The organism is Streptomyces sp. NPDC058086 (genome assembly GCF_042885015.1).
Lineage (GTDB): Bacteria > Actinomycetota > Actinomycetes > Streptomycetales > Streptomycetaceae > Streptomyces.
Genome location: NZ_JBHVST010000034.1, coordinates 14369 through 37705 on the forward strand (window position 1 = coordinate 14369; position 23337 = coordinate 37705).

Below are 23337 nucleotides of genomic sequence, written 5' to 3' on the forward strand. Positions count from 1 at the left end.
GGCCCGTCGATCTATACCGTGAAGGAAGCCATGGCATCCCATGCCCAGGACACAGGACTCATCACCTCAGGGACCTCCCTCGTCCGCAGGACCATGCCGGCCGCGGTACTCGCCGTCATCTGGACCGGCGCCATCGCGGTGACAGGCCTGTGGTGGGAGAACACCGAGTCCATCTCGGGCAGTGGTGCATGGCTCAGTGAGGCCGGTCGGATCACCGGACTGCTGGCCGGATACGCCGCCCCCGTACTCATCGTGCTCATGGCCCGCCTGCCCTTCCTCGAACGGGGAATCGGCACCGACCGCATCGCCCGCTGGCACGCCATGGGCGGCCGGTACCTGACAGGCCTCCTCCTCGCGCACATCGTGCTCATCATCTGGGGCTACGCGCTGACGGGCGGGAAAGGGATCATGACGGAAACGGTGGACATCGTCTTCCACTACCCGGACATGCTCAAAGCCACCGTCGGCACCCTCCTTCTCTTCGCGGTGGCGATCACCTCCGCGCGTGCCGCCCGTCGTCGGCTTCGCTACGAAACCTGGTACTATATCCACCTGGGCACTTACCTCGCCGTCGCGCTCTCCTTCGCCCACCAGATCTCCGATGGAGCCCAGTTCGTCGAGCCCCTGGCGAGTCTGGCCTGGCAGACCCTGTATCTCGGTGCGGTGCTGCTGGTCTGCTGGTTCCGTCTCTGCGTGCCTTTTCTTTCGGACTTGCGGCACCGGCTGCGTGTGGCGGAGGTGCGGCGGGAGGGCCCCGGCACGGTCTCCGTCTTCGTCACCGGGCGGCGGCTGGAGAAACTCCGGGCCAAGCCCGGACAGTTCTTCCGACTGCAGTTCATGGCACCCGGCCTGCGCTGGACCGCTCACCCGTACTCGCTCTCGGCCCCCGCCAACCCGGAGTACCTGCGCTTCACCGTCAAGGCGCTGGGAGATCACAGCGCAGCGGCCGCCCGGCTGAAGCCCGGCACCAGGGTCCGCGCGGAGGGGCCGTACGGGGCCTTTACGGCGGCACACCGGCGTTCGCCCAAAGTGCTGCTCCTGGCGGCCGGGGTCGGCATCACGCCGCTACGGGCGCTCTTCGAGACGCTGCCAGCCGCCGCCGGCGACCTGACCCTGCTGTATCGGGCCAGCCACTCGAAGGACATACTCTTCCGATCCGAGCTGGAAGCCATCGCGGCCGAGCGCGGTGCGCGGCTTCAGTTCCTCGTGGGGCGGCGCAGCAAGGTGGGCGAGCTTCTCACTGCCGAGAACCTGAAAACCATCATTCCCGATCTGGCCCGGCACGATGTCTTCCTCTGCGGGCCAGAGTCGATGACCGCCACGGCCGTGGCCGCACTCCGCTCCGCCGGGGTGCCGCGCAGCCGCATCCACTTCGAGTCGTTCGCCTTCTGAGTCCATCACCCACCCGCACGCTCGTAGGAGTTATGGTGCGCCGATTCATCGTGACCACCGCCGCCACCGCCTCAGGCGTGGTGCTGTTGCTCTCCCTCAAGACAGCCGTCGCCGATTCCAACCCCTCGCCTCCGACTACAGGCGGCGCCGTCGCCAGTGGCCCGCTGGCGAGCGGTGCAAGCCCCCGTGCGACGTCTGGCAGCGGCTCCGCTTCGGCCGCCAGGACCGTCACGGGGGACGCGGCGAACACGCGATATGGTCCGATCCAGGTCAAGATCACGGTCAAGGACGGAAAGATCACCGACATCTCCGTGCCGGAGTACCCCAAGGAAAACCCCGTCGACAAGATGCTCAACAGCCGGGCGCTGCCACAGCTCCGCCAGGAGGCGATAGCAGCCCAGAGCTCCCACATAGACGTGGTCTCCGGAGCCACCTACACCAGCGACGGCTACACCCAGTCCCTGCAGAGCGCGATCGACAAGGCGGGCTTGTGAGTGGCGTTCCGCTGCGCCGGATCGTGCACGTCATGGGCACCGTGTTCTCCTTCGATGTCCGCGACGCGGAGACAGAAGGACAACGCCGGAAAATCGAGGACGCGCTGCACCAGGCGACTGACCGACTTCACCGCATCGACGCGCTGTACTCCACGTACCGGGAGGACAGCGCTGTCAGCCGCCTTGACCGCGGCGAAGTCACACTCGACACCTGCGAGCCGGAAGTCGCCCGGGTGCTGGCGGCCTGCGCCGACGCAGAACGCGAGACGAGCGGGTGGTTCAGCCTCAGACCCGCCGGCCGCCTCGACCCCTGCGGCTATGTCAAAGGATGGGCGGTCACGGAGGCGTCCCGGATCCTGCGGGCCGCGGGCTCACTCCGGCACAGCGTTTGCGGAGGCGGAGACGTCCAGACCTCAGGCGGCCCCGCGCCGGGTCAACCCTGGCGCATCGGCATCGCGCATCCGCTGCGCCCCGGCCGCCTGGCCGCGATCGTCGCGCACGAAGGGCTCGCCGTAGCCACTTCGGGCACCGCGGAGCGGGGCTGCCACATCGTGAACCCGCACACCGGCAAGCCGGCAACGGGCCTTGCCTCGCTCACCGTCGTGAGCAGGGACCTGGCCCGGGCCGACATCTGGGCCACGGCCGGCTTCGCCATGGGAGCCGACTGGCTCGACGCCCTTGAGGCGGCCGAGGATCTGGAGGCCCTGGCAGTACTGCCCGATGGCGAACTGCGGTACACGTCCGGCTTCCACACCTACATGGCGACCGCTCCCGCGCGCTGAGCCGACTGGCGACCAAATGAATCTCAGAACAAGCTGCCCCAATTGCACCATCGATAAAGGACATTGACGGAATCAATTTCACTAATCGCCGTCGATTGCGCACAGTAGGTAATGGAGAGGGCGGCCACGTGAACCAACGTCGCCGTCCCGGTTCGTGTGCGACCCATCGCCGTCGTACGACGTGAGCCGTCCGGCCCCGCCCTCCGACCGCAGCCAGTTCGCCGACCGGCATCCCCGTGCGCGGTGCGGAGGGTCACCCACTTCCACTCCGCTGCCGCTCCAGGCAGCCTTCTGATGACATTGGCGGAACCGTTGCGTTCGTCCCCACGTACATCCCACCCGCTGCACGATCCGGACGGGGCCCACCCCGATGCGAGAAGCATCGCCCTCACCAAGATCCGCGAGGTCTCGCAGAGACTGGATCGCGCGCTCGTCGGTGCCAATACCATGTGCTTCGCGCTGATCTCCGTACTGAGTCTGACCGGCAGTGACGTGTTCAGCACCACCGTGCTCCCCGGTCCCCTGACCGTGGGATTGCTGCTCTGCCTGATACAGGCGCTCGTCCTGCTGTGGACCGTCGACCGGTACGACCGCCAGTGCGCCCGTCGCCTGGAGCCGCTCACCCGGCTTGCCGCCGGCGAAACCGCAGAGCTTCTCCCTCAAGGGCCGCACACGCTCTTCGCCAGACCGGGGAGGAACCCGTGACCTGGTCCGCAGCCGAAAGTGTGGTCAGCGCCGGCAGCCCGTCGTTCGTGGTGGTCGGCTTCCTGGGATTCATCGTCATCGCCCTGTTCCTGTCCATCATGGGAGGACCGGACGGCAACAGCGCGGCCGACTTCCACGTCGGCTCGCAGACACTCTCGCCTTTGAGGAACGGTGCCGCTCTCTCCGGCACTTACCTGGCAACCACGGTCCTGCTGAACGTCACCGGAGTCGTGGCCATCAGCGGCTTCGACGGCATCACCATGGCCGTGGATCTAGTGCTCTCCCTCGGTGTCCTGATCCTGTTCGCCAGGCCGCTTCGGCAGAGCGGCGCGCACACCCTGGGTGACCTCTTCGCCCTCCGGAGTTCCGGTACCGCGCCGAGAATCGCCGCCGCTGTGGCGACGCTGGGCGTCTGCGTGCCTTTCCTGGCCATTCAGCTGAACAGCGCCGGCGCCATCACTGCCCAGCTCATGGGCCTCTCCTCGCTCGGCGCAAAGCAGGTCTGCACGGTGTTGCTCGGGGTGCTGGTGGTGCTCTGTGCCGCTCTTGGCGGCATGCGGGGCCTCACGTTGGTGCAGATCCTCTGCGGTGCGGTCACTCTCGCGGCGCTGGCCGTGAGCAGTCTGGCAGTGCTGGTTCATTTCCACGGCAACCTCGACACGCTGGTGTCCAAGGCCGCGCGCGGGAGCGGACAGGACCACTACCTGCAACCAGGAAACCTGCTGGGGCACAGCGCCGAGGGCCGTGTCGACCTGATCGGACTGCAGCTGGTGCTGGTACTGGGCACGGCTTGTATGCCGCACATCCTCCTGCGGGTGCACGCCGCTCGGGACGGAGCCGCCGCGCGACGTTCGGTCCGGCACACCGCCATCGTCGTCGCCGTGGTCTGCCTCGCGCTCGTCCTGCTGGGGCTGGGAGCCTCCGCCGTGCTCGGCAGCGACACAATCAAGAGCGGCGACGCCGACGGGGACACCTCTCTCCTGCTGATCACCCGCTCCCTGCTCGGCGGGCAGGAAACGGTCCTGGGCAACCTGCTGTTCACCGCCGTCGCCTGCGCGGCTTTCCTCACGGCGCTCTCCGTGATCGGAGGCACCACCCTGGCCGCGGCCTCATCGGTCGCCCGCGACGTCTATGTTCATGTCGTGCGCCGCCGTCCGTCCGCCGCCGGCACGGAAATCGCCGTGGCACGCACCGCGTCCCTCGCTCTCGGTGGACTCGGCGTCCTGATAGCCGTCGTGCTGCAAGGTTCCCCGACCGGCTTCGGTTCGCAGCTCGCCACGAGCGTCGCCGCCTCTGCCATCCTTCCGGCGCTGGTCTACAGCTTGTACTGGCCCGGATACAACCGCAGCGGGCTGCTGTGCACCGTCTTCGGAGGAGTGGTGCTGGCCGTGTTGCTGCCGCTCTTCTCACCCGCGATGTCCGGTAACCCCAACTCCCTTCTCCCCAACGCGGACTTCGCCTGGCTCCCCGTGCGCAACCCCGGTCTGATCTCCATCCCGGCCGCCTTCCTCCTGGGCTGGCTGGGCAGCCGATGGGGGCGTTCACGCACCACACCGGACGACGAGAAGCGCCGCCGACAGGCCGACGCCCTTCACCTCACGGGAACCCGTCAGCCCGGCTAGCCCGTTCCCGCGCCGCCGCCGGACGCACCACAGCGGACGTCGAATCCGGCACCGGCGCATGACTGCCGGAAATCCCAGGCATGGACGATGTTCATGAATCACGTGGTGGTCCTGCCGTGGGCTTCCGTGTCAGCTTCTCAGCGAACGACATCCTCGCTCAGGAAATGGAACCACATGGCTGATCAACCTTCCCAACGGATCGTTCCCGGCGAATTGCGGACCCTGAGGCTGGTGCCGACCGAACCGGTCCCCGAGATCCTTTTCGTCTGCTCGGCGAAAGTGCGTGCCGACGTCGCCGCCGCGTTGCACGCCAGGTTCGGCCTGGGATCTGAGCTCCCTGAAGACATCCGACCCGTCTACGAGAGTCATCTGTCGTACAGCGACGGCCTCGGCGACGCGTTCTACGAGGCCGGACCTTCGGCCGACTTCACTGAAATCCTGTACATATACCGGACGGAAAGCCTGGAGGAAGCGAAGAAGTTGATGCGGGCCGACCCGCTGTACGCAGCCGGGGCCTTCCACGACGACTCGTACTTCGAGTGGCACATCCATCCGCCCTTGTACAAGAGCCGGCTGCCGTTCATGCCGGAGCAGGTACAGGAGGTCGAAGTCGAGGTGACGACCCCGCGGACACTGATCGCGTCATACGGAACCTTCGACCTGGAGCCGATGAAGGACTGGCAACAGGGCAAGGCCCCGCGTCCGCTCTTCCAACTGCTGCACCTCTACAACCTGTACGGCGAGGGCGGAACGGCGACGATGGGCATCACCTGGGCGTGCGGCCCGAACGCCGACCTCGACAAGGCCCTGCACATCCTCGCGGTTCCTTCGATCGAGATGGCGAAGTTCCACAACGAGATGGACGCCCTTTACCGTTGGGGCATTGTGTCGGACTTCCGCTACTTCGAGTGGTGCATTCACTATCCGCGACGAAAGGCCACGCCACGCCACAGGGCGGTCCTGGGGGATCTCATCGAGGGTGCGCAAACAGGGCAGCGCTAGAGAAGCTCGTGCTCCCCGACCCACGCATGACGTCGATACCTGCCATGAATGATCCCTACACCCCCAAGGGCACGCTTTGCCCGAAAAGCGCAACATACGCACGCCAGTGACCCCGTGAATATCCAGCATCAATGGAATCAATTTCATGAGGCGCGAGAAGGCTGGCAGAGTTGATATCCGGGAGGGTATTCCCGTCGATGCTGCACCGCGTGGGCTCATCTCGATCCGGAGCCTGCCGTAGCTCTGTGAATACCGCACCGCTCCGCCGTCGTCGATCAGCGAAGGACGATCATGACCGACCGCCTTATCACTCACCTCCGGCACGTGGACATCGGTGTGCCGGACTACGAAAAAGAGCTTGAGTTCTATTCCGGGGTCTGGGGTCTTACCAAGGTCGCGGAGGATTCCGGCATTTCCTTCCTGGCCGCGGAGGGCAGTCCGGAGCAGTACGTGGTGCGCCTGCGGAAGTCCGAGGAGAAGCGGCTCGACCTCGTCTCCTACGGTGCGGCGACCACGCTGGACGTGGACGCGCTGGCGGAGAAGCTACTGGCCGGGGGCGTCCGGCTGATCACTCAGCCGGACCGGATAGACACGCCGGGCGGCGGCTACGGTTTCCGCTTCTTCGACGGTGACGGGCGCACGGTGGAGGTGACGGCCGATGTGTCACCGCGCAAGCACCGGCGGATCGAGGAGCGCGAGTCGATCCCGGTGCGGCTGTCGCACGTGGTGCTCAACTCCGCGGACATCAACAAGACGCGTGAGTGGTACGAGCGTCATCTGAACTTCGCACTGTCGGACACCATCCGGCACCCGAAGATCGGGGACGCGATGCACTTCATGCGGATGAACCCGCAGCACCACTCCATGGCGATCGCCGCGGCTCCGCACCAGTCGCTGCACCACATCTCGTTCGAGATGCGCGGCCTCGACGAGTACATGCGTGGTACGGGCCGAGTGAAGAAGTCCGGTGCCACGTTCATGTGGGGGCCGGGTCGGCATTTCGCGGGCGACAACACGTTCAGCTACTTCCTGGACCCGCAGGGGAACATGGTCGAGTACACGACGGAGCTGGAACTGCTGGACGAGGACACCTGGCACCCACACGTCTACGACCCGTCCAAGGACGGAGTGTCCGACCAGTGGGGCACGGCCAACAACCCCATGGAGGAGGCCATCGGCAAGGAGACCCACAACGAGGCCGACCACAGCGCCTTCATCGCTCCGCCGGTCTGAGCGACCCGGCTGACCTGGTCCTGCGGATTTTCCCCCGACCACACCTGATCTCAGTGGCCCGCCCATCAGCCAACGGATGCCACGGTGAGCGGGAGAACCGTGACGGCCGAGGCCCGGTACGGGCAGATTCACTGAGTAGGGCCGCGGCGACTTCCTCCGCGGCCCTATGGCTTCGCGCCCCTCAGAGTGCCCCGACGACGGAGAGCACTCGGTCATCGGCTTCCCGCCCCGGCAAGAGCGACGATCCGGTGTCGGCCTCGTCGGCGGTGACATCCGCGATCATCTGTCGCAGCCAGACGTGCGCCGGATCTGTATGGGCCAGATCGCTCCAGTACATCGTCTCGTGGAGCTCCGGCATCGGAAACGGCGGCTCGAACACTTTGAGGTCGGCAACGTCGCGGAAGTGGTGGGCGAGGCGCTCCGGGACCAGTCCGACCAGCCGGGTTCCCTGCACCAGGAAGGGCGCCAGCATGAGGCTGTCGGCGACGACGTCCCTACGGCGGTCAGCGCACCGGTCCTCGGCCGGCCGAGGACCGAGGAAGGTGGAGAGTTCGCTGATGAGTGAGCCGGTTCCGCGCTTCTGCGCGAGGAGAGCGCTCATCCATGGCTGCCAGGCGATGGCCAGATGAGGGAGGGACTCGAGCAGACTGAGGGGCAGTTCGTCACCGACGTCCGGGTTGTCGGCGGAGACAATACATACGAACCGTTCGGTGGACAGCCGCTGCGAGTGGATCCCGTCCATATCCACGCCCGCGCCAATGACGAGATCGGCGCCATGCTGTCCGAGCATCCGGGGCACCAGATCGTTGAGCTGGCGTGCCTCAATGCCGACGCCCGGCGCGTGGGCCGCCGCACGACGGACGGCGGGCTGGAGAATCCGGAGCATCGTGTAGTCGGACATGACCAGCGAGAAGCGGCGCGACGCCACGGCGGGATCGAACGTGACCCGGTGCTCGATCGTGCGCCGAACCCTGGCGACCACGTCCTCCACCGGTTCGATGAGGGTCTGCGCCAGTGGCGTCAGCTCGTAGTGGCGGCCGACTCGGGTCAGCAGCTCATCGTCGAACATGCGCCGCAGCCGGCGCAGCTCGGCGCTGACGGCCGACTGCGTGAGGTTCAGCTGCTCACCTGCCTTGGTGACGCTGCGGGTGTGAAGCAGGGCGTCGAGCGCCACCAACAGGTTGAGGTCGAACTTACGAAGGTTCACGCCTGACGTCATGATCACCTGTCCAAGGAACGGGGACGCCTTGGGCCCGGTACTCGAGCCGATAGTAAGGTACGTTACCGTACTATAAAGTCGGCGTAACGTCAGGCCCTCGCGAGCAGGGCGAGCACCTGAGCTCGCCCGCTCTCTACCACCCCTCGCCCTCGTTGCGGCCTGACGCCTGCTCCAACGAGGCGCCGATCATTACCGCTGGTCATGTCAGAGATGGATGAGCGTGCTTTTTCCGAACCTCTTCGCCTCTCCATTCCTTGCTATCTTTCGTCGACGAGAAGAGCGGAATTCCGGGAAAGCGCCGTCGTTCCCAGAACTCGGCACACCGGGCCTGGTAGTGCAATGACGAATTTCGCGAAGGTTTACATGTGGGCCCGACGCAAAGAAGGGTATGTTTATGACTTTCGGACTCGGTACTTTCTCCGCTGCGGACGGTGTTCCATTTCCCGGTTTGGTCGTCGACGGTCGGGTGTACGACCTGCGGCCTGAGTTCAGCGACACGCTGTCGATGCTGAACGACTGGGACGCCTCGCTGGGCGGGCTCCGCGAGCTGGCCGTCGCACTGCCCGGGGAGGGCGTGGCGCTCGACAGCCTCCGCCCGCTCCCGCCGGTAGCCTCCGGCCAGGTGCTGTGCGGCGGCGCCAACTACTACACCCACCTGGAGCAGCTGCACGCCGCGCTGCTGCGCAAGCAGGGCGACCAACGGTCGGACGAGGAACTCTTCGCCGAGGGCCGGAAGTTCGGGCGCAGCCGCCTGGACGGCGAAGCGTTCGTCTTCGCCGCGCTCCCGAGCGCGGTCAGCGGGGCCACCGACGACGTCGTGCTGTGGGGGCCGGGCGAACAGCACGACTGGGAGCTCGAGCTCGCGGTGATCATCGGCCGCGGTGGCCGCGACATCGACGTGACGGACGCGCTGGACCACGTGGCCGGCTACACGATCTCCAACGACATCAGCACCCGCGACGTGATGAGCCGTCCCGACGTCGGGATGACCGACTACCTGATGACGAAGGTCAGGCCGACATTCTTCCCCACCGGCCCGTACTTCGTGCCGCGCGAGTTCGTGCCCGACTACCGGCAGCTGCGCATCACGCTGAAGGTCAACGGCGAGGTGATGCAGGACGAGAGCGTCGACGACATCATCTTCGGGGTCGAGGAGCTGGTCGCCTACGCGTCCACGATCGTCGAACTGCGCCCAGGCGACCTGCTGCTGACCGGTTCCCCGGCCGGCAACGCCGGTCACCACGGCAACCGCTGGCTCGTGCCCGGCGACGTCATGGAGGGTGAGATCACCGGGCTGGGAATGCAGCGCAACCGCTGCGTGAAGCCGGCATGAGGATCGACACGCACGTACACATCAGCCCGCAGACCCTGCCCGCTCCGCCCGTTCCGGCGGGTGTGCCCCGGCCGCCATCGGTCACCGCCGACGCGATTCTGGGCATGATGGACCGCTACGCGATCAACGGAGCGGTGCTGTCCCCGATGGCCATGGGCCTGAATGCGGGGGACGGCACGCAGGCGGCCAAGCTGGTGCGGATGATCAACGACGAGCTCGGACAGACCGTGCGCTCGCACTCGACCCGCTTCGCCGGCCTGACGGTGCTGCCGCTCCCCGATGTCGACGCGACGGTCGCGGAGGTCGCCCACGGCCTCGACGTCCTGGAGCTGGACGGCGTACTGCTGATGACGAACTACCAGGGCACCTATGCGGGCGACGAGAGCTGGGAACCCCTGTACGCGGAGCTGGACCGCCGCGGGGCGTACGTCTTCCTGCATCCGACCCTTCCCGCCTGCGGGATGCCGCTGGAGCATCCGCCGTGGCTGTACGAGTTCACCTTCGACACGACGCGGGTGCTGGCGAACCTGATCTACAACGGGATCTTCGAACGCTTCCCGCAGATCCGGTGGCAGGTCGCGCACTGCGGGGGCGCCACGCCGTTCCTCGCGGAGAGGATCGCCTCGCTGGGTGTACGCGAACCGCAGCTCGCGCGCAAGGCGCCAGCCGGTGCTCTGGCGTACCTTTCGCGGCTGTACTACGACACGGGTCTGTCCAACAACGAGATCGCCTACCGGACGACCCGTCTGGTGGCTCCGGCGGACCGGATCGTCTTCGGCACCGACTGGCCGAACCTGCCCCTGCCGGACGAGGGCGCCGACCCGGCTCCGGGGCTTGCTTTCCTCGACGAGGGCACGCGCTCGGCACTGGACGCGAATGCCGCCGTGCTCGTGCCCCGGCTGGCCTCCCTCATCGCCGCTTCCGCCTGAACCGCCATGGAGGAATGAGATGTCTGATGACACGGCTACGGCCGAGGACACCAAGCCGCCGTTCCTGCCCGGTGAGCTGAGAACTCTGCGCCTGGTGGCCAGCGAGCCGACACCCGACAAGCTCTTCGCCTGCTCGGCGAAGGTGCGCGAGGACGTCGCGGCGGCTCTGCGGTCCCTGTTCGACAAGGGGATCGACCTGCCTGAGGAAGTCGAGTCCCTTTACCGCAAGCACCTCGCGTACAACCACGGGTTGGGCGAGAAGTTCTACGAGGCGGGCCCCTCGGCCGACTTCACCGAGATCCTGTACATCTATCGGACCGAAACCCTCGAAGAGGCCCGTGAACTGATACACGCCGATCCGCTCTTCACGGACGGCGGCATCGGCGGGGAGTGGCTCTTCGAATGGCGCATCCACGCTCCGCTCTACAAGGCCGGTCCTCTCGTGCCGCCGCTCCCGGAGCAGGAGCTCGAACTCGAGGTCGCGATCACCACGCCCGAGACGCTCGTCGCGGCGTTCGGCAGCTTCAACTTCGACACCGAACCGCTGCGCGCCTGGCGGCTGGACCGAGCCGCACGCCCCCTGTTCGACGTACTGCACGCCTACAACATGCACGGCCAGGGCGGTATCGCGGCGATGGGCATGGCCTGGGGATGCGGGCCCACCGGCGACTGGAAGCACGCACTGCACATCTTCGCCACGCCGACCGTCGAGATGGCGAAGTTCTACAACGAGGGTGACGCCCTGTGCCGCTGGGGTGTCGCGAAGGACTTCCGCTACTTCGAGTGGTGCATCCACTACCCCGTCAGAAAGGCCACGCCACGGCACAAGGAAGTTCTCGAACGCTTCATCAAGAACTCCGACGCATCCTGAGCACCTCGACGGCGCCCTCTACAACGAGGGCGCCGTCGTTCTGCATCGTATTATGGTACGGAACCGTACTTTTTTATTGAGGGGTCTTCTGGCATGCACGAGCAAGAAGCGCGCAGCCCTGTCCGCCGTCCGCGTATGACGCCGGATCGCGCGAGCGAACTCCTCGATGTCACGCTGGATGTCCTGCGTGAGGTCGGATACGGCGCGCTGTCCATGGATCTCATCGCCTCGCGAGGACACTGCAGCAAGGCCACCATCTACCGCCAGTGGGGCAGCAAGGCGCAGATGGTGGCCGCCGCGGTGGCGGCACTGCGGCCGGCCGATTCAGTCGGCGGCGACACGGGGAGCCTCCGCGGCGATCTCCTGCTGTTGTTTGAGCAGTTGGGATCGCGGGCGGACAAGGACACCACCATTATCGCGGCGCTGCATCACGCCTTGCTGACCGACGCCAAGCTCGCCGCGGCGTTTCGTGCGTCCATGCTGGAGCCCGCGCGGAAGGAACTCGCGGGGGTTGTCGATCGTGCGATGCAGCGCCAGGAGCTGCCCGGGCGACCGGGGGCGGTGCAGTTCCTTCCGCACCTCGTGTGGAGCGCGTTGGTGGCGCGTCCCTTCTTCGAGGGCCTCACCGCGGACGCCGGCTACCTGGAGGAATTCGTGGACGACGTCATCCTGCCCGCCTTGCTGCACTCCTGAGCCCTGAAAGCCCGGCGGGCTGCCCTTGATGGTCGACTCCGCATAGCCGACCATCAAGGGCCGTATCACATCGGGCACACCGAGGGCTGTCTCAGCGGCCCGATGAGGAACTGGTGGACGGCTACCACAACTCCGGGCTCTCGACCCCGAGCCGGACCTTGCCGTAGCGTGCCGCGGACGCGTCCCACTGGACGGCCGCCTGGTGCGATCCCGCGTTGACGTCCCGGTGCATCCGCGCCAGGGCGCTCGACGCGAACAGCGCGCCCGCGCCGGAGGCGTCGAAGAGACGGTTGACGGCGGAGACGGAGAGCTTCGCCGCGTAGCACTGGTTGCGCCAGATACGGGCCCGGTCCAGAGGTGTCAGCGCCTCGCCCGCCGCTCCGTGCGCGATGAGTTCCCGCAGGTCGGTGCGGATGATGTTGAGTGCGGCGTCCGACTCGGCGGCCGACTCGGCGACGCGGAACTGCCCTCCCGGGTCCTCGGCCATCGACACGCTGTTCGGACCTCGCTTGATCACCCGCTTCTGAGTGCGGTCCACGAACTCGGTCACCGCCCCTTGCGCGATGCCGATCAGCGGCGTGGCCAGCACGGCCGGCATCACCTCGAACTGGGGAACGCCGTAGGAGCCACGCTCGTGCTTGTCCCGCCACTTCAGGTCGGGCGGGCCACCAGCCTTCATGTCCCTGTGCCGGGGTACGAACACCGGCTCGTCGATGACGATCGTCTTGCTGCCGGTGCCCTTCAGACCGGAGACGTGCCAGTCGTCGTCGATCGTCACGTCCGCGCGCGGCACCATCAGGGCGTAGAGGCTCTTCGATTCCAGGTCGAGGGCGCCGAGCATGACCCAGTCGGCGTGGTCGACGCCGCTGGAGTACGGCCATCGGCCGGAGATCCACCAGCCGTCGTCGACCCGCTTCGTCTGTCCGGTGGGCGCGTACGCCGACGAGGAGATCACGTCGGGCGAGGCGAAGTACTCCTCCTGCGCAGCCTCGGAGGCCGTTCCCATCCACCAGTTGTGGCTCTGGGAGACGGTGTAGAACCAGCTGGTCGCACCGCAGGCCTGGCCGAGCCGCCAGCCGATCTCGAAGGTCGTGTCGATGTCGAGGCCGTAGCCGCCGTAGCGGGTCGGATTGCTGACGCGGATGAGTCCCGCGTCCCTCAGGTCACGCACCGTCTCGTCCGGTACGCGCCGCACGTCCTCGGTCTTGGCGGCTCGTTCGGCGATGACCGGCAGCAATTCCTCGGTCCGCCTGATGAGTTCGGCCTCTGTAGGCATGGTCACGACTTCACCGTCCGGCCCTTGATGTCCTTCAGGAACTGGCCGACCGGGTCGACCTTGTACGGTTCCTCGAGTTCGACGTCGAGCGCGGCCATGATGCGGGCGCCGTTGTTGTAGTAGGCGATGTTGAGGACCAGCTCGACCAGTTCCCGCTCGCTGAGGAACTCGGCGGCCGCGTTCCAAGTCGCCCCCGACACACGGACGTTGACCGTCGACTCATACGCGAGCCGGATCACGGCGCGCTCGCGGTCGTCGAAGGCATCCGAGGTCTCGAAGTCCAGGATGCTCGCGATCTGCTCCTCGGTCGCGCCGTGCAGGACGGCGGGACCGGCGTGGTGCGCGATCGCGTACTCCACTCCGGTGGCGTGCGCGACCGTCAGGATCGCCAGCTCACGCAGCTTGTCCTCGATCACCGTGTCGGCGCGCAGCGCCTGCCCGTAGGTCAGGGAAGCGGCGAGCACGGCCGGGGAGTGTGCGGTGAGGCGGAAGACAGCACCTATGGGCTTCGGCCGCTCGGTCTCCAGGCGGTGCCAGGCGGCCTGCGCTTCTGGTGTCTCCATGTCGTCACTGTCGAGGTACTTCACTCGTGCCACAGTGGGCTCCTCTCGGCTCTGGCAGTGAAAGGTCAGATCAGGCCTGGTCCGGCTAGGGCAGCGTGAGGGGGCGGCGCGAGTTCCCTGCCGTCGAGGGCGATGCCGTGATGGACCGAGAGCGTTCGTGCATCGGCAAGCGATGTCCCGGCCCGAGCCGGCCGATCCTGAAGACCGTTCCGATTCTCCATCGCGGCAGGAGGGTTCCGGTAATGGGGAGCGGTCATGCCAGACATGCGCGTTGTTCATGCGAGGAAAGGGCGCCCCACCCGACCGTGTCGTTCTCACGGACTACGTGGACCTCGCCGGACGAGACCGGATCTCCTTCATCGGCAGTAGGCGCGATTGCGTGCCGGGCGACGACGCCGATGAGGGGTCACGCCACGAAGGATGGACGCATGCTTCCCGCCTCCACGTCGGAGGCGCGCTGCTTCCCCGCTGCTCCGGTGGCCTGCCGTGCCTTGCGCCGCCGGGTCGCCCCTCGCCGAGATTCAGACTGGAGAGCCTCCGTCGTGGCCACGTATCTCTATCGACTGGGCCGAGTGTCGTTCCGTAAACGACACTGGTTCGTGTTGCTCTGGGCGGCGGTACTCGCCGTCGCCATATTCGGCGCGGCCAAGGCCCCGGCCGCGCCCACGGACTCCATGTCCATTTCCGGGACGGAGTCCCAGAAGGCGTTCGACCTCCTGGACGAGCGCTTCCCCGACAGCGGCAGCTCCGACGGGGCCACGGCCCGGCTCGTCTTCGTCGCTCCTGACGGGCAGAAGATCACCGCCGCCGACAACAAGGCGGCGATCGAGCACACGGTGAGCGAGCTCGCCGACGGCAGCCAGGTGTCGAGTGCCCTGGATCCCTTCAAGACGCATGCCGTGAGCAAGGACGGCACCACCGCGTACGCCACCATCAACTACACGGAGGCGAACAGCGAACTCACCGACGCCACGACCTCCTCGCTCAAGGACGCGGCGCAGGACGCCCGTGACTCCGGTCTGACCGTGGAGATCGGCGGCGACGCCCTGCAGTCGATGGAGATGTCCTCCAGCAGCGAGCTGATCGGCGTCGCCGTCGCGGCTGTGGTCCTGCTGATCACCTTCGCGTCGGTTGTGGCAGCCGGGTTGTCGCTGCTCACCGCGCTGCTCGGCATCGGTACGGGTGTCGCGATCATCACGGCGCTCGCCAGCACCATCGGCTTCTCGTCCACGACCACCACGCTGGCGCTGATGCTCGGGCTGGCCGTCGGCATCGACTACGCCCTGTTCATCCTTTCCCGGTACCGATCCGAACGAGCAGAGGGCCGAGATCCCGAGGAAGCAGCCGGGCGGGCCGTCGGTACGGCGGGTTCCGCCGTGGTGTTCGCCGGCCTCACCGTGATCATCGCCCTCGTCGGCCTGTCCGTCGTCGGTATGAGCATGCTCACCAAGATGGGTATCGCCGCGGCGTTCACGGTCCTGGTAGCGGTGCTGATCGCCCTGACGCTGCTGCCCGCGCTGATCGGCTTCTTCCCGAAGGCCGTGATGTCCCGGTCTGTGCGCAAGCAGGCCAAGGCGGGCAGGACTCCCGGACACGGGGCCCACACGCCGGGGAAGGAGCCCCTGAGCACGCGCTGGGCTCGCTTCGTGATCCGTCGCCCGCTGGGCGTGCTCATGTTCGGTGTGCTGGCTCTGGGTACCTGCGCGGTACCGGCGCTCGATCTGGAGCTGGGCAACCCGGGCGATGAGTCGAAGCCCACGTCGACCACCGAGCGCCGAGGCTACGACGCCCTGTCCGACGCCTTCGGTCCCGGCTTCAACGGCCCGCTGACCGTCGTGGTGGACGCCAAGGGGTCCGACGGTCCCAAGGCCGCGGCCACGACCATCGCCGACGACCTCAAGGCGACGGACGGCGTCGTCAGCGTGTCGCAGCCTGCGTTCAACAAGCAGGGCGACACGGCCGTGCTCACGGTCACCCCATCCACCGCTCCCGCCAGCACCGAGACCAAGGATCTCGTCCACACGATCCGGGACGAGGCCGACGGCATCAAGTCCGACACCGGCGCGGACATCCTGGTCAGCGGCAATACCGCTGTCAACATCGACATGGCCGACAAGGTCACCAGCTCGATCCTGCCCTACCTCGCGCTCGTCGTCGGGCTGGCCTTCCTGCTCCTGATGCTGGTCTTCCGCTCGGTCCTCGTTCCGCTGAAGGCGGCGCTCGGCTTCCTGCTGTCGGTGTGCGCGTCGTTCGGCGTGATCGTGGCGGTCTTCCAGTGGGGCTGGCTCGCCGACCTGCTCGGCGTGGAGACGGTGGGACCGATCTCCAGCATGATGCCGATCTTCCTGATCGGCGTGGTCTTCGGCCTGGCCATGGACTACGAGGTCTTCCTCGTCACCCGCATGCGCGAGGCGTACGTCCACGGCGAGCGGCCCGGACAGGCGATCATCACCGGTTTCCGGCACAGCGGCAAGGTCGTCGTGGCCGCTGCTGTGATCATGATCTCGGTCTTCGCCGGGTTCATCGGGATGAGCGAGTCGACGATCAAGATGATGGGGCTCGGTCTCGCGGCAGCCGTCTTCTTCGACGCGTTCCTCGTCCGCATGACCATCGTCCCGGCCCTGCTCGCGCTCCTCGGGGACAAGGCCTGGTGGCTGCCGCGCTGGCTGCAGAAGATCCTGCCCAACGTGGACGTCGAGGGCGAGAAGCTGAACCGGACACACGAGACCGTGCTGGCCTCTGGGCTCGGTGAGTCCGAGCACGAACCCAGCCGCGTCTGACCGGCTGCTCGCGTACGGAGCGGTAGGCCACCCTTCACGGGGCGGCCTACCGCTCCGCCGCGCATCACGCGCGTCATCGGGGATGCTGGTGGAACAGGGAACAAGCAAGGGACACGGCTGAGAGACATGATGATCAGCGACTGGCGCGACAAAGCGCGCCGCCACCCACGCGCCGCGGACAGCGCCCTGGCCCTGGCCACCTTCGCCCTGGGTGTCATCGCGAGCGCCCTGCCCCCGGGGAGCCCCACGCATCTGAGAGTGCCCGCCACGCACGTGGTGGTGATCGTCGCCTTGGGGGCGGCGTCCCTGTTCCTGCACCGCCATCACCCGCGGCTCACCGCAGGGCTCACCACGGTGTGTGCGCTCGTCCTGGCACTCACCGGCGTCCAGCTCAACCCCCTGCTGCAAGCGCCGTGTCTCGTCGCGCTCTTCCTCCTCGCTCTTCGCACCGATCGGCGTACGGCCCGCATCGGAGCGGTCACGGCGACCGTGACCCTGCTCGCGGCCACACTGGCCCGCGACCCCGAGTCCCCCTGGGGGCTCGTCATCGTCGGGATGATCTCGTGGACGCTCCTGCCCGGAGCCCTCGGGGACGCGGTACGCAGCAACACCGAGTATCTCGCCGCCGCCGAGGCCCGGGCAGAGCTCGCCGAGCACACACGCGAGGAGGAGGCCCTTCGCCGGGTGAGCGAGGAACGCCTGCGGATGGCCCGTGATCTCCACGACGTCGTCGCTCATCACATCGCGCTCGCCGCCACGCAGGCCCGCACGGCGACGTACCTCATGCATCACCATCCGGAGCGCGCGCCGGAGATGATGACGAGCCTCGTCGACTCCACCGACGAAGCGCTGAGAGAACTCCGGGCGACCGTCGGTTTGCTGCGCCAGCAAGGCGACACCGACTCGCCGCGAGACCCGGCTCCCGGACTCGCCCAGCTTCCGAACCTGCTGGAATCCTTCGAGCGTGTGGGCCTGAGCGTGCACGTCGTCACCGAAGGGGAAGCCCGGCCGCTGTCGCCCGGTGTGGACCTGACGGCCTACCGCGTCATCCAGGAAGCACTGACCAACGTCACCAAGCACGCGGGAACCGCCAGCGCCACGGTACGTCTGACGTACACCCCGAGCTGGGTGACCATCAGCGTCGACGACGACGGCCGCGCCGACGTCTCGGCATCCCGCCCTGACCGTGTCTCCGGCTACGGGCTGATCGGCATGCGCGAGCGCGCACAGTCCATCGGTGGCCGGCTGCAGGCCGGACCCAGGGAGGAGGGCGGCTTCACCGTCAGGCTCGGCCTTCCGATGCACAAGAAGGCACAGCATCCGAATCCCGAGGAGGTACCGCACCAGTGACCATCCGCGTACTGCTCGCCGACGACCAGGCCCTCGTCGTCGGTACGTTCCGCATCCTGATCGATCTCAGCGAGGATTTCGAGGTCGTGGGCGTGGCCGCGAACGGCAGAGAGGCCGTCGACATGGCCCGCGCCACCCGCCCTGATGTCGTCGTGATGGACATCCGTATGCCGGTCCTCGACGGGATCGCGGCAACGGCCGAGATCACCGCGGACGAGGCGCTGCGCCTCACGAAGGTGCTCGTCCTTACCACGTTCGAGACCGACGAATACGTCGCCGAGGCCATCCGCGCGGGGGCCTCCGGGTTCCTCGGCAAGGGCATCGGCCCGGAGGAACTCTTCGCGGGCATCAGGACGGTGGCCGGCGGCGACGCGCTCTTGTCTCCCGCCGCGACGCGGGCGCTGATCTCTAACTTCCTTGCCCCGCCCGAGGCCAGTGGGCCCACCGCGCTCGGCGAGAACGCGCTTCCCGAACTCACCGCGCGAGAGCGGGAGGTGGTCGCCGAGGTGGCCGGGGGCCTCTCCAACGAAGAGATCGGACAGAAGCTCTACGTGAGCCCGCTGACCGTCCGCAGCCACGTCCAGCGCGCCATCGCGAAGCTCGACGTGCGGGACCGGGTCCAACTCGTGGTGCGGGCCTACCAGTCCGGCCTGGTCCGCGCCTCACGCGAGTAGGGCGGGACACCGTCCCCCATCGAATAATTCGCCGCTATGGAAACCATGAATAGCTCGGATTAATACAGTGCGTCATTAGAGGGCTTGGATACGGGTCCGATGCCGAACAGAGTGTGTGTATGACTTTCGGACTCGGTACTTTCTCCGCCGCGGACGGTGTTCCTTTTCCCGGTCTGGTCGTCGAAGGTCGGGTGTACGACCTGCGGCCGGAGTTCAGCGACACGCTCTCGATGCTGAACGACTGGGACGCGTCCCTGGGCCGGCTCCGCGAACTGGCCGCGGCGCCCTCCGGCGAGGGCGTGGCGCTCGACGGCCTCCGTCCGCTCCCCCCAGTGGCCTCCGGCCAGGTGCTGTGCGGCGGCGCCAACTACTACACCCATCTGGAGCAGATGCACCGCTCGATGCTGCGCAACCGCGGTGACGAGCGACCGGACGAGGAACTGCTCGCCGAGGGCCGGAAGTTCGCGCGCGGACGCCGGGACGGCGGGGCGTTCGTCTTCGCCGGGCTCCCAAGCGCTCTGAGCGGTGCCACCGACGACGTCGTGCTGTGGGGGCCGGGCGAGCAGCACGACTGGGAGCTCGAACTCGCGGTGGTCATCGGCCGCGCCGGCCACTACATCGCGCAGGAGAACGCGCTGGACCACGTGGCCGGCTACACGATCTCCAACGACATCAGCACCCGCGATGTGATGAGGCGCCCGGCCCTGGGGCCGATGACCGACTTTCTGACTTCCAAGGTGCGGCCGGCGTTCTTCCCCACCGGCCCCTACTTCGTGCCGCGCGAGTTCGTCGACGACTACCGGCAGCTGCGCATCACCCTCAAGGTCAACGGCGAGGTGATGCAGGACGAGAGCGTCGACGACATCATCTTCGGGGTCGAGGAGCTCGTCGCCTACGCGTCCACCATCGTGGAACTGCGCCCCGGCGACCTGCTGTTGACCGGTTCACCGGCCGGCAACGCGGGCCACCACGGCAACCGCTGGCTCGTCCCCGGCGACGTCATCGAGGGCGAGATCACCGGCCTGGGCGCGCAGTGCAACCGCTGCGTGAAGCCGGCCTGAGAATCGCGACCGCCGCGTACGCCCATGCTGTTTGTGCCAGCCATTCACGAGCGGATTCACGGCGGGAATAGCAGACATTCTCTGAATTCATCAACGGCGTCAGGAGAGCAAGCACGATGAACGCACAGGTCGGCGACGCGCCGTACTTCGTGTCGAACCAGACCGCGGAGACCGTCTTCGACATGGACGAGGCGATCAGGGCGCTGCAGCGCGCCTACGCCGGCCCCGTGACGCAGGCGAACAGTCCCTCCCGGACCAATGTGCGCGGCGAAGGGCTGGATTTCCGGGTACTGCCCGCCGCACCCGCGGGCTCACGGTACTTCGGCGCCAAGATGATGGGTGTCACCTTCCAGCCCGGCGGAGGTGGGTTCAAGGGCGCCGGCTACGTCATCGTCCTGTTCGACCGCGAGAAGAGCGAGATCGAGGCGTTCGTCGACGGCAAGTTCATCACCGGGTACCGGACGGCGGCAACCTCCGCGGCGGCCCTGGACCGTCTCGCCGGCCCCGGGCCCTTCCGTCTGGGTGTGCTCGGCAGCGGCTTCGAGGCCACGACGCACGTGCGGGCCTTCGCGAGGGTTCGGAAGATCAGCGAGATCACGGTCCACAGCCCGACCCCGGAACGCCGCGCCGCGTTCGCGCGGACGATGACCGAGGAACTCGGTATCCCCTGTGTCGCGGCGGAGAGCGCGGAGGCGGCCCGGGAGTACTTCCGCGAAAGCGCGGACGTCATCCTCACGGCCGCACGCTCCCGGGGCGAGAAGCCGATCCTGTTCGGCGACGACCTGCGTCCCGGCACGACAGTGGTCTCCATCGGCTCGACCGCCCCGCACCAGCGTGAGCTGGACGCAGTGTCATCGAACGCTGTGACCTCATCGTCTGCGACGACGTGGCCGAGGTGACGGAGGAGACCGGCGACCTGATCGCCGCCACCGAGGCCGGTGTCTCCTTCCGGGACAAGTGCGTCTCACTGCACGACCTCATGAGCGGCGAGGCACAGACGGCCGTGGACCGGGCCGGAATCCGGATGTTCAAGTCGGTCGGCGGTGGCCTCCAGGACGTGGTGACGGCTGGGATCGTACTGGACAAGGCGGTGGCGGCAGGACTGGCCGTCCCGCTGCCGGTGCACTTCGACCACTGACCAGTTGCCCGGAGAGCCCGGAGACAGGAGAGAGAGACCCATGGCGTCGTACACCCGCGAAGAGGCACGTGACTGGGCCCGCGCACACCTCAAGGGCGTGATCAACGTGATCATCCCGTCGTTCACCACCGACCTGGAAGGGATCAACGAGGCCGCTGTCCGGCACGACGTCCGCAAGCAGTTCGAGTACGGCTTCGACGGCGCGCTCCTCGTCTCCGAGGTCGTCCTCAGCCTCGACGAGTACCGCCGGTTCTGCGAGGTCGCCGCGGACGAGGCGAAGGGCGGGCAGACCTTCGTCCACCACTCCGCCTGGAGCACCCTGGAGCAGGCCCGCAAGGCCCTGCGGGTGGCGGAGGACACCGGTGCGGAGCTGGTCCTGCTGACCTACCCGCCGGGCTTCTACCCGACGTCCGAGGAGGACGTCTACAACTACACGAGGGCCATCTGCGACTCGACGCGCCTAGCCGTGATGCTGTTCCCCGTGCCGACCTGGGGTTTCGGCTCACGGATCCACCCCTCCGAGATCCCGGTCGGGCTGATCCGGCGGCTCATCGACGACTGTCCCAACATCGTCGCCATCAAGGCCGAAGGCGGTGCGCCCACGGCGATGGGCCTGATCGAATGTTACCGGCACTTCGGCAAGGAGATCGTCATCAGCTGCCCGATCGAGGCCGAGCTGATTCCCCTCGCCCAGGTCATGCCGATCGAGCTGTCCGCCACCAGCGACCACGAGTACTACGGCCCGATAATGCCGCGGATCATGAAGCACTTGCAGGCCGGGGAGTTCGACGCGGCGACGGATCTGTTCTGGGAGCTCCAGCCCGCCCGCAAGGCGAAGATGGGCACGGCGTCCGCCCACGGCCTCGGGCTCATCAACCGCACCATGTGGAAGTACCAGGCGTGGCTGCAGGGTTACAGCGGCGGACCGCTGCGCCACCCGACCATGCGGATCCACGACGCGCAGATGAACGCCTTGCGCAAGGGCCTCGTCGCCGCGGGCCTGGAACCGACCAAGGATCCCAACAGCGAGTTCTTCGTCGGGCGCTACCCGAACTGAACCCGGAGGCAGCTCTGGAGGGCGGGTCGGCTCCTTGCGTGGGCTGACCCTCCCCCCGTCACCGGCGCATCGGCAAGGGAACGGGCTCCGCCTCACACCGCCGAGAGCAGCCGCTGATCAGGACCGGGTCCCGCCACGGCCGGCTCGGGGATGCCGGCGGCGACGTCCATGATCATGCCGCGCAGCCAGGCATGGGCTGGATCGGTGTCGGCCAGATCCGTCCAGTACATCGTCTCGTGCAGGTCCGGCGCCTTGAACGGCGGCTCCATGATCCTGATGCCCGCCATCTCACGGAAGTGCTCGGCCAGGCGCTCCGGGACGACGGCCACCAGACGGGTTCCCCTCACGAGGAAGGGAGCCAGGGTGAAGCTGTCGGCGATCACATCCGAGTGATACACGGCGGACAGATCGCCCGCCGACCGCGGGCCCATCAGGCCGACGAGATTCCCGGTGAACGACCCGGCACCGGGACGCTGCATATGAGGGTTGCCGAGCCAGGACTGCCAGGCGATGGAGAGATGGGGCAGTGATTCGAACTGCTCCGCGGTCAGTTCGTCGCCGACCTCCGGATTGTCATCAGAGACGATACAGACGAAGCGATCACTGAACAGCCGCTGCGAGTGAACGCCGTCCAGGTCCAGGTTGGGCCCGATGACGAGATCGATCCCGCTCTGCCCGAGGAGACGCTGAATCTGGTCGTTGAACTGGCGCGTCTCCAGGCCGACCCCCGGCGCCTGCTTCGCGGCCCGGCACAGGGCGGGCTGGAGCAACAGCAGCATGGCGTAGTCGGACATGACGACCGAGAACCGGCGAGCCTCGACAGCCGGGTCGAAGGTCCGGCGATGCTCGATCGTCCGCTTGATGCGGGCGACCACGTCACTCACCGGTTCGATGAGGTCCTGCGCCAGCGCCGTCAGCTCGTACTGACGGCCGACCCGGACCAGCAGTTCGTCACCGAACATGCGCCGCAGCCGCCGAAGCTCGGCGCTCACGGCGGACTGCGTCAGATTGAGCTGCTCGCCCGCTCTGGTCACGCTACGCGTGTGCAGCAGCGCATCCAGCGCCACCAGCAGATTGAGGTCGAACTTCCGGAGATTTGCGCCTGGCGCCATGGCCACCTCGCCGTGCGTTCACTGAGCCCGTCGGCACGCCGAGCGGCTCTA

The 23337-nt window shown here is 67.3% G+C and carries 22 protein-coding genes; 18 read left to right on the forward strand and 4 right to left on the reverse strand.

Annotation, left to right across the window (positions count from 1 at the left end; genetic code table 11):
* Positions 1 to 30 precede the first annotated feature (30 nt).
* From ACFVWD_RS25550 to ACFVWD_RS25580, 7 genes are all read left to right on the forward strand, one after another.
* A complete protein-coding gene (locus tag ACFVWD_RS25550; protein WP_389599246.1) occupies positions 31 to 1392 on the forward strand; it encodes a ferric reductase-like transmembrane domain-containing protein in 1362 nt (453 codons plus the stop codon).
* 32 nt (positions 1393 to 1424) lie between these two features.
* Complete coding sequence (locus ACFVWD_RS25555; RefSeq protein ID WP_389599248.1) at positions 1425 to 1886, forward strand: FMN-binding protein; 462 nt, start codon at positions 1425 to 1427, stop codon at positions 1884 to 1886.
* Entirely contained in the window at positions 1883 to 2668 is a 786-nt protein-coding gene (locus ACFVWD_RS25560) for an FAD:protein FMN transferase (RefSeq protein ID WP_389599250.1), read from the forward strand. The genes ACFVWD_RS25555 and ACFVWD_RS25560 overlap by 4 nt, the downstream gene beginning before the upstream one ends.
* A gap of 294 nt (positions 2669 to 2962) precedes the next feature.
* Complete coding sequence (locus ACFVWD_RS25565; protein ID WP_389599252.1) at positions 2963 to 3373, forward strand: hypothetical protein; 411 nt, start codon at positions 2963 to 2965, stop codon at positions 3371 to 3373.
* Positions 3370 to 4995 carry a hypothetical protein gene (locus ACFVWD_RS25570; RefSeq protein ID WP_389599254.1) on the forward strand — a complete coding sequence of 542 codons (1626 nt, stop codon included), beginning with the start codon at positions 3370 to 3372 and terminating at the stop codon, positions 4993 to 4995. Before ACFVWD_RS25565 ends, ACFVWD_RS25570 begins: the two co-directional genes overlap by 4 nt.
* Positions 4996 to 5226: 231 nt before the next feature.
* Positions 5227 to 5997, forward strand: a complete 771-nt coding sequence (locus tag ACFVWD_RS25575) for a YciI family protein (RefSeq protein WP_389599256.1) — start codon at positions 5227 to 5229, stop codon at positions 5995 to 5997.
* A gap of 291 nt (positions 5998 to 6288) precedes the next feature.
* The gene (locus ACFVWD_RS25580; RefSeq protein ID WP_389599258.1) at positions 6289 to 7230 is read left to right on the forward strand and encodes a VOC family protein; all 942 of its coding nucleotides are present in this window, start codon (positions 6289 to 6291) and stop codon (positions 7228 to 7230) included.
* A gap of 181 nt (positions 7231 to 7411) precedes the next feature.
* Here the strand turns inward: ACFVWD_RS25580 and ACFVWD_RS25585 are convergent, their stop codons facing one another.
* On the reverse strand, positions 7412 to 8404 hold the full coding sequence (locus ACFVWD_RS25585; RefSeq protein WP_389599259.1) for a LysR family transcriptional regulator: 993 nt from the start codon (positions 8402 to 8404) through the stop codon (positions 7412 to 7414).
* A 493-nt stretch (positions 8405 to 8897) separates the two neighbouring features.
* Between ACFVWD_RS25585 and ACFVWD_RS25590 the strand changes: the two genes are divergently transcribed.
* The 4 genes from ACFVWD_RS25590 to ACFVWD_RS25605 all read left to right on the forward strand — a co-directional run bounded on the left by ACFVWD_RS25590 (position 8898) and on the right by ACFVWD_RS25605 (position 12275).
* On the forward strand, positions 8898 to 9782 hold the full coding sequence (locus tag ACFVWD_RS25590) for a fumarylacetoacetate hydrolase family protein (protein ID WP_389599261.1): 885 nt from the start codon (positions 8898 to 8900) through the stop codon (positions 9780 to 9782).
* Entirely contained in the window at positions 9779 to 10711 is a 933-nt protein-coding gene (locus tag ACFVWD_RS25595) for an amidohydrolase family protein (RefSeq protein WP_389599263.1), read from the forward strand. The genes ACFVWD_RS25590 and ACFVWD_RS25595 overlap by 4 nt, the downstream gene beginning before the upstream one ends.
* Before the next feature lie 19 nt (positions 10712 to 10730).
* Positions 10731 to 11582, forward strand: a complete 852-nt coding sequence (locus ACFVWD_RS25600) for a hypothetical protein (RefSeq protein WP_389599265.1) — start codon at positions 10731 to 10733, stop codon at positions 11580 to 11582.
* A 93-nt stretch (positions 11583 to 11675) separates the two neighbouring features.
* The gene (locus tag ACFVWD_RS25605) at positions 11676 to 12275 is read left to right on the forward strand and encodes a TetR/AcrR family transcriptional regulator (RefSeq protein ID WP_389599267.1); all 600 of its coding nucleotides are present in this window, start codon (positions 11676 to 11678) and stop codon (positions 12273 to 12275) included.
* Positions 12276 to 12396: 121 nt separating this feature from the next.
* Here the strand turns inward: ACFVWD_RS25605 and ACFVWD_RS25610 are convergent, their stop codons facing one another.
* Together ACFVWD_RS25610 and ACFVWD_RS25615 are read right to left on the reverse strand one after the other, a co-directional pair.
* Positions 12397 to 13551, reverse strand: coding sequence for an acyl-CoA dehydrogenase family protein (locus ACFVWD_RS25610; RefSeq protein ID WP_389599385.1), 1155 nt, complete (start codon positions 13549 to 13551; stop codon positions 12397 to 12399).
* Between the two features lie 2 nt (positions 13552 to 13553).
* Complete coding sequence (locus tag ACFVWD_RS25615) at positions 13554 to 14147, reverse strand: carboxymuconolactone decarboxylase family protein (RefSeq protein WP_389599269.1); 594 nt, start codon at positions 14145 to 14147, stop codon at positions 13554 to 13556.
* Between the two features lie 509 nt (positions 14148 to 14656).
* On the opposite strand from ACFVWD_RS25615, the gene ACFVWD_RS25620 reads away from it, so the two are divergent.
* From ACFVWD_RS25620 to ACFVWD_RS25650, 7 genes are all read left to right on the forward strand, one after another.
* Positions 14657 to 16894: an MMPL family transporter gene (locus ACFVWD_RS25620; RefSeq protein ID WP_389599270.1), complete on the forward strand. Its 2238-nt coding sequence runs from the start codon at positions 14657 to 14659 to the stop codon at positions 16892 to 16894.
* A gap of 126 nt (positions 16895 to 17020) precedes the next feature.
* The gene (locus ACFVWD_RS25625) at positions 17021 to 18244 is read left to right on the forward strand and encodes a sensor histidine kinase (protein WP_389599272.1); all 1224 of its coding nucleotides are present in this window, start codon (positions 17021 to 17023) and stop codon (positions 18242 to 18244) included.
* Positions 18241 to 18918: a response regulator gene (locus tag ACFVWD_RS25630; RefSeq protein WP_389599274.1), complete on the forward strand. Its 678-nt coding sequence runs from the start codon at positions 18241 to 18243 to the stop codon at positions 18916 to 18918. Before ACFVWD_RS25625 ends, ACFVWD_RS25630 begins: the two co-directional genes overlap by 4 nt.
* Before the next feature lie 119 nt (positions 18919 to 19037).
* Positions 19038 to 19979, forward strand: a complete 942-nt coding sequence (locus tag ACFVWD_RS25635; protein WP_389599276.1) for a fumarylacetoacetate hydrolase family protein — start codon at positions 19038 to 19040, stop codon at positions 19977 to 19979.
* A gap of 116 nt (positions 19980 to 20095) precedes the next feature.
* Entirely contained in the window at positions 20096 to 20878 is a 783-nt protein-coding gene (locus tag ACFVWD_RS25640; RefSeq protein ID WP_389599278.1) for a hypothetical protein, read from the forward strand.
* Entirely contained in the window at positions 20866 to 21117 is a 252-nt protein-coding gene (locus ACFVWD_RS25645; protein WP_389599280.1) for a hypothetical protein, read from the forward strand. The genes ACFVWD_RS25640 and ACFVWD_RS25645 overlap by 13 nt, the downstream gene beginning before the upstream one ends.
* 40 nt (positions 21118 to 21157) lie before the next feature.
* Positions 21158 to 22174 carry a dihydrodipicolinate synthase family protein gene (locus ACFVWD_RS25650; protein ID WP_389599281.1) on the forward strand — a complete coding sequence of 339 codons (1017 nt, stop codon included), beginning with the start codon at positions 21158 to 21160 and terminating at the stop codon, positions 22172 to 22174.
* 92 nt (positions 22175 to 22266) lie between these two features.
* Here the strand turns inward: ACFVWD_RS25650 and ACFVWD_RS25655 are convergent, their stop codons facing one another.
* Positions 22267 to 23286: a LysR family transcriptional regulator gene (locus tag ACFVWD_RS25655; RefSeq protein ID WP_389599283.1), complete on the reverse strand. Its 1020-nt coding sequence runs from the start codon at positions 23284 to 23286 to the stop codon at positions 22267 to 22269.
* Between the last annotated feature and the right edge of the window lie 51 nt (positions 23287 to 23337).

Excerpts from the sequence above, each read along its gene's own strand:
- ACFVWD_RS25550 (WP_389599246.1), top strand. The coding sequence starts at position 31 with ATGGCATCCCATGCCCAGGACACAGGACTCATCACCTCAGGGACCTCC.
- ACFVWD_RS25555 (WP_389599248.1), top strand. The coding sequence starts at position 1,425 with ATGGTGCGCCGATTCATCGTGACCACCGCCGCCACCGCCTCAGGCGTG.
- ACFVWD_RS25565 (WP_389599252.1), top strand. The coding sequence starts at position 2,963 with ATGACATTGGCGGAACCGTTGCGTTCGTCCCCACGTACATCCCACCCG.
- ACFVWD_RS25580 (WP_389599258.1), top strand. The coding sequence starts at position 6,289 with ATGACCGACCGCCTTATCACTCACCTCCGGCACGTGGACATCGGTGTG.
- ACFVWD_RS25595 (WP_389599263.1), top strand. The coding sequence starts at position 9,779 with ATGAGGATCGACACGCACGTACACATCAGCCCGCAGACCCTGCCCGCT.
- ACFVWD_RS25600 (WP_389599265.1), top strand. The coding sequence starts at position 10,731 with ATGTCTGATGACACGGCTACGGCCGAGGACACCAAGCCGCCGTTCCTG.
- ACFVWD_RS25605 (WP_389599267.1), top strand. The coding sequence starts at position 11,676 with ATGCACGAGCAAGAAGCGCGCAGCCCTGTCCGCCGTCCGCGTATGACG.
- ACFVWD_RS25610 (WP_389599385.1), bottom strand. The coding sequence starts at position 13,551 with ATGCCTACAGAGGCCGAACTCATCAGGCGGACCGAGGAATTGCTGCCG.
- ACFVWD_RS25625 (WP_389599272.1), top strand. The coding sequence starts at position 17,021 with ATGATGATCAGCGACTGGCGCGACAAAGCGCGCCGCCACCCACGCGCC.
- ACFVWD_RS25635 (WP_389599276.1), top strand. The coding sequence starts at position 19,038 with ATGACTTTCGGACTCGGTACTTTCTCCGCCGCGGACGGTGTTCCTTTT.
- ACFVWD_RS25640 (WP_389599278.1), top strand. The coding sequence starts at position 20,096 with ATGAACGCACAGGTCGGCGACGCGCCGTACTTCGTGTCGAACCAGACC.
- ACFVWD_RS25650 (WP_389599281.1), top strand. The coding sequence starts at position 21,158 with ATGGCGTCGTACACCCGCGAAGAGGCACGTGACTGGGCCCGCGCACAC.
- ACFVWD_RS25655 (WP_389599283.1), bottom strand. The coding sequence starts at position 23,286 with ATGGCGCCAGGCGCAAATCTCCGGAAGTTCGACCTCAATCTGCTGGTG.